We start from the raw sequence: 5,374 nt of genomic DNA, 5'->3' as shown, positions 1-5,374 counted from the left end.
GCAGATGGTGATGATTGTGTCACCGGTATTCAACCCATTACAGGAACGCTCTTAAAAGACAAATTTGAATATCTATCACACATTGAATTTTCTGATGGAATTGATGCTTTAGGCCTGGCCCCAGAGGCTCAGCTTAGTTTTGATGCATGCGACCCTATCCCCCTTTTCAGCTATACAAAATTGATCGCAAATGAAACTTATTATGTTCAACTAACCACAGATGGAAATGAATCTGGAATGGTTCAAGTAAGAGTCAATGATCTTGGTGGCAGCCCTGCATCCGGTGATGATATTCCTTGTTTAAGCTCAAATGTCATTGTTGGAAATAACGCAATTTCTTCTTTATCCGGTGATACACCTTCTACCACAATTGATTTTGGATGTGCCTTTGATGGTGGAAACGACGCAGCAGAAACAGGCACACCTCATACCAATAATGACCCAACGAATTATCATGCTTATGATTACGACCATCCAAGTGTCAATAATCCTGTAATGAATGAAAGTGTTTGGTTAAAATTCAATGCACCTAACAGTGGTAGAATCGTTTTTGAGGCAGATTATCAAAGTGTGTTATACGGAGAAAACAATGCCTTATTCGGTTATGACAAACGATTCGCTCCTGGTATTCCGTCAGATTATTCCTGCGCCAATCTTGAGTTTTTAAATGAAGATGAGGGGGGGGTCAATGGATTTTTTGGAGGTGACGAAAGCGCCGTAATTTCTACATTGTGTTTGGAGCCTGGTTATGATTACTATGGTATGATTGACCCATCTGATAACCTCACCCCTTTTTCAACTCAGGAAATATATGGATGGATTTATGACCCGAGTGTTTCGGATCCTTCATTTAATTCTCCTGGTAATGATATTCTGTGTCTCACTTTACAGGATACTTTATACGAAGTTCCAGTAATTCTTGCAGGTACAAATCCTACCTTTCAAGCAGTTTCAGGAAGTAACGTGTTGGCATGCAAGGAATATTTAGCAGGAGAGCCCAATGCGGCATTAAACCAGTCTGAAAGAGCAGACCAAACAGTATGGCATTATTTTACCGCCCCTCCTTCAGGTGCCGTAGAAATAAGTATCCGTGCCTATGTGGGAATGGATACTGTTCGTTATAATATTTATGAGCTTCTCAATGGCACAGATTGTTATGGTGGTCTTCAACCTGCTACTTATACCGAGGACGGAACTCAAAACACCCCAGTTATTACCCCCGTAATTACTGGATCTGCAGGTTATGATGGAAATCAAGAATCCTCATGTTGTATGGAGCCTGGGACACTTTATGCGATTCAAATAGACGGTGGATCTCCAGGAGATGAAGGGCAATATATCATTGAGTATATTTTAGAGGTTGAGAGCGATGCTGGAGAGCCTGAGGTCACCCTAGCCAATGGAAATAACATTCAAATTACAGATTTGGATACGGCCTTTATCTGTTTTGGAGATGTATTCACCCCAAATGTGATGCTCGATGGTATCGGTGAATCAACGGCAAGTTTCCCTGATTGTTTGGACAGTGGATTTGTAATACACAATTTAGAAACGCTACCATCTCCTATTCCGAATAATGGTTTTGAGACTGCAATCGTAGATTTTATTCAAGGTTCAGGATCATTTACAAATGATTCTGATGGTACGGGCACTAATGGAAATCCACTTTTCAATACCGTGTATTATCTATCTGCCGCTGCCGACTTACCACTAGGATGGGGACAATTTGTATGTAATACATCAGACGCAGGTCAAGGAATGCCAGTAGTATATTTGGAGCAGCTTGATCCAGCATATAGCTATGATAACCCTACATGCACCGTTACCTTTATAGCTAATGGCGGACTAAACGGTTTCTACGGAACATCATATGATTTTACCATTACTGGACCAACCGGTGACGTTGTTGAAACTGGACAAATTAATCCAGGAGCAGCATATACATATCTTGCTCCCATAGCTGGATTTTATACCGTAGATATAACTGATGGCGCATGCTCGACAAACTTTACCTTTGATGCATCAAATTGCAACAATCCTTGTGTCCCTGTCACAAATACTATCAATGAAGAAATATGTGAAGGTGAAACGATATTTTTGGAAGGAGCAGACCAATCCGAAGCAGGCACGTATACAGATTTATTTATTACCCCTGCTGGGTGTGACAGTACTGTAATAACAACCCTAACCATCTTGCCACATGAAGAAACAAACTATGAGTATACGATATGTGAAGGCAGCAGTATTCAGGTTGGAACTTCTAGCTATGATACAGAAGGCGTTTATTCAGATACCCTTCAAAATATAAATGGCTGCGACAGTATTGTGAACTCTGTACTATTTGTCCTTCCCGAAATCACAGCAAGTGATGAAGCCACCATTTGTATGGGAGGATCATTTGACTACAATGGAACTATTTTAACTGAAGAAGGCGTGTATACAGAAACCTTTACTACCCCATCTGGATGTGACTCCACAGTTTATCTTTCGCTTTTTGTTACAGAACCCCCTTATGGGTATGAAGCCACAACCATTTGTGATGATTCCATCTTTGTGTTTGGTTCAAATCAGCTTACAGAATCTGGAATCTACTTTGATACCATTCAGTCTGCGGATGGATGTGATTCTATTATTAGATTAGAACTATCTGTTATAGACTGTTCAGTTGATCTACAGATTAGTAATATTTTAACACCCAATGATGATGGAAAAAATGACACCTGGAAAGTCAATGACCCTCCTCAGATTATGGGTTGTAATGTGAAGATATTTAATCGATGGGGAGAGGTGGTCTTCGAGACAAGTGATTACAACAACGATTGGGGAGGTACCAGAAATGGAGATGTATTACCCGATGGTGTGTATTTCTATTCAATTACTTGTTCAGATATCGAATACACAGGATCCATTAATTTATTAAGATTTAAAAAATAGGAAATCATGAAAAGAATCATTGCTATTTGTATTTGTTTTGTTTCACTGGTTTCATATGGCCAGCAAACGCCACAACGTAATGTCTATGGATATAACAAATACTCCATAAATCCAGCCTATGCAGGTGCTACCGCTTGTACAGAAATTAATTTCTCTCACCTCAATCAATGGGTAAAGGTAGAAGGTGCTCCATTAACGAGCCTATTTAGTGCCAATGGTCGTGTAGGGAAATCATTTGGTCTTGGTGGACAAGTTATGGTCGATCAGATTGGAATGATTCAACAAGTATCGGGATTGGCTTCTTTGTCCTATGGATTTAGTTTCGCAGAACAGCACCACATCAGAATTGGTACTTCTGTTGGTTTTAATCAGTATAGAGTAGATCCGTCAACCGCTATTGCATTTGATCCAGATGATCCCATCATCAATGGAGGTGTTCAAGCTGGAGGAACGATTAATTTAGAGTTAGGCTTGATGTATGCATGGAAAGGATTGGAACTAAGTCTTGGTTCTAAACAATTTATACAATCCACCTCAAATATGCCCATTGCAGGTGTTGTTACAGGTGTGGATGGTTATGGATTAAGGAGACATCTTAATTCACTGATTTCATACAATTTGAATTTTGGTGACAAATGGCGTTTTACACCTTCTGTATTTACCAAAGGAACTAATAACGGTTACCAATTTGATATGAACGCAGATGTATGCTATAAAGATTTTATATACGGTGGTCTAGGCTATCGTACCTCTGTAGGATTAGTAGGTCGATTGGGAATTCAAATCCAGGACCTTCTCTTTTTAGGTTATGCATACGAGGCACCGATGAGCAACATCGCTTCCTACAGTTCTGGTTCACATGAGGTCATCCTGGGAATCAAATTCTGCAAAAAGCAAAAAAAGGAAGAAATTCCACCAATTGCAGAAGTCAAAAAAGAAGAACCTGATACCACTCAAAATGAAACTCGCAAAGAACCTATAGCAGCAGAACCACCTACTATGGATACCATTGTGATTACTAAAATCGATACGGTTTACATTGAAGCGCCTGTCGTTGAGGTAAAAGAGGAAAGAATTGAGGAAATTAAGCAGGTGAAGCCTACCTTTAAACCCATTGATAAAGACATCTTATTTGAGTTTGATAAGTCCATTGTAAAACGAGAGTCTTTTGCCGAGCTCGAGTCCATCATCAATATCATGAACTCACGACCAAATATGAAAATATCTTTAAAAGGTCATACGGATGCCCTTGGACCTGATGCCTACAATATCAAGCTTTCTAAAAATAGAGTTGCTGCTGTACGTGAGTTTTTACTTTCGAATGGCATTGAAGATGATCGTATTTTGATTGAAGCACTTGGTGAAAAAGTTCCAGTTGCTGAAAATAATTCTGAAGCAGGCCGAAAGAAAAACCGTCGTGTAGAGGTTCGGTTTATTGAAAAATAAGAACCGAAATTTATTGGTATTCATTCAATGGCTCTAACTAAAACTCCAATGAATGTTTTTTATTACCCAATATTAGGAGCGCTTTTACTATCTGCTTGTTCTTCAAAAAATAAAACTGCACATAATCCCAACGCAAATGGAAGTATAGAAAGAATTGAAAATTTCAATTCACAATTTGTTACTCCAAGAAATATAGATGTCTGGTTGCCAAAAAATTATTCAGAAAACCAAAAATATGCAGTACTATACATGCATGATGGACAAATGCTTTTTGATTCAACAAACACTTGGAACAAGCAAGAATGGGGTGTAGATGAAAAAATGAATGAACTCACAAAGGATGGTGAAATTCGAAATACAATAGTTGTGGGTATATGGAATACAGAATTCAGGCACTCAGAGTATTTCCCAGAAAAACCATTTGAAAATCTTCCGAAAAAATTCCAAGACTCGATAATCAATAAAGGAATGAGAAACAAAGAATCAACACTATTTAGGACTACCATTTGCTCGGACGATTATCTCAAATTTATTGTAGAAGAGTTGAAACCCTACATTGATGAAAAATATTCAACCCTCATCGATGCCAAAAATACATTTATTGCAGGTTCAAGTATGGGAGGATTGATTTCAATGTATGCCTTTTGTGAATACCCAAATATTTTTGGGGGTGCAGCTTGTTTATCAACCCATTGGGTTGGCACGTTTGACACACTTAATAATCCAATACCTTTTGAATTTGCGGATTATCTTGACCTGAATTTGCCGAGTGAACAGAATCACAAGGTTTACTTTGACTATGGGACAAGAACACTTGACGCCCTTTATGAGCCCTTTCAACAGACAGTAGACTCGATAATGAAAAAGAATAATTACTCTGAAAAGAGTTGGGTAACCTTAAAATTTGAAGGGCATGATCATTCGGAGAAATCATGGAGTAATAGATTGAAAACTCCACTCAAGTTTTTACTAAACAAATAGTATGTAAACTAAA

General features: G+C 38.6%; 3 protein-coding genes. All 3 read left to right on the top strand.

Annotated features, from left to right (window positions below):
- Positions 1 to 2,934 (top strand): gliding motility-associated C-terminal domain-containing protein (locus ISP71_08930; GenBank protein ID MBL6664206.1); only part of this gene is annotated, 2,934 nt, incomplete at its 5' end.
- 6 nt (positions 2,935 to 2,940) lie between these two features.
- Positions 2,941 to 4,380: a PorP/SprF family type IX secretion system membrane protein gene (locus ISP71_08925; protein MBL6664205.1), complete on the top strand. Its 1,440-nt coding sequence runs from the start codon at positions 2,941 to 2,943 to the stop codon at positions 4,378 to 4,380.
- Between the two features lie 48 nt (positions 4,381 to 4,428).
- Positions 4,429 to 5,361, top strand: a complete 933-nt coding sequence (locus ISP71_08920; GenBank protein MBL6664204.1) for an esterase family protein — start codon at positions 4,429 to 4,431, stop codon at positions 5,359 to 5,361.
- The last annotated feature ends 13 nt before the right edge of the window (positions 5,362 to 5,374 follow it).

It is taken from the genome of Flavobacteriales bacterium, assembly GCA_016779995.1.
GTDB lineage: Bacteria > Bacteroidota > Bacteroidia > Flavobacteriales > UBA7312 > UBA8444.
The sequence above is the reverse complement of the archived record's forward strand: the minus strand, read 5'-3'. Positions and strand labels throughout refer to the sequence as shown.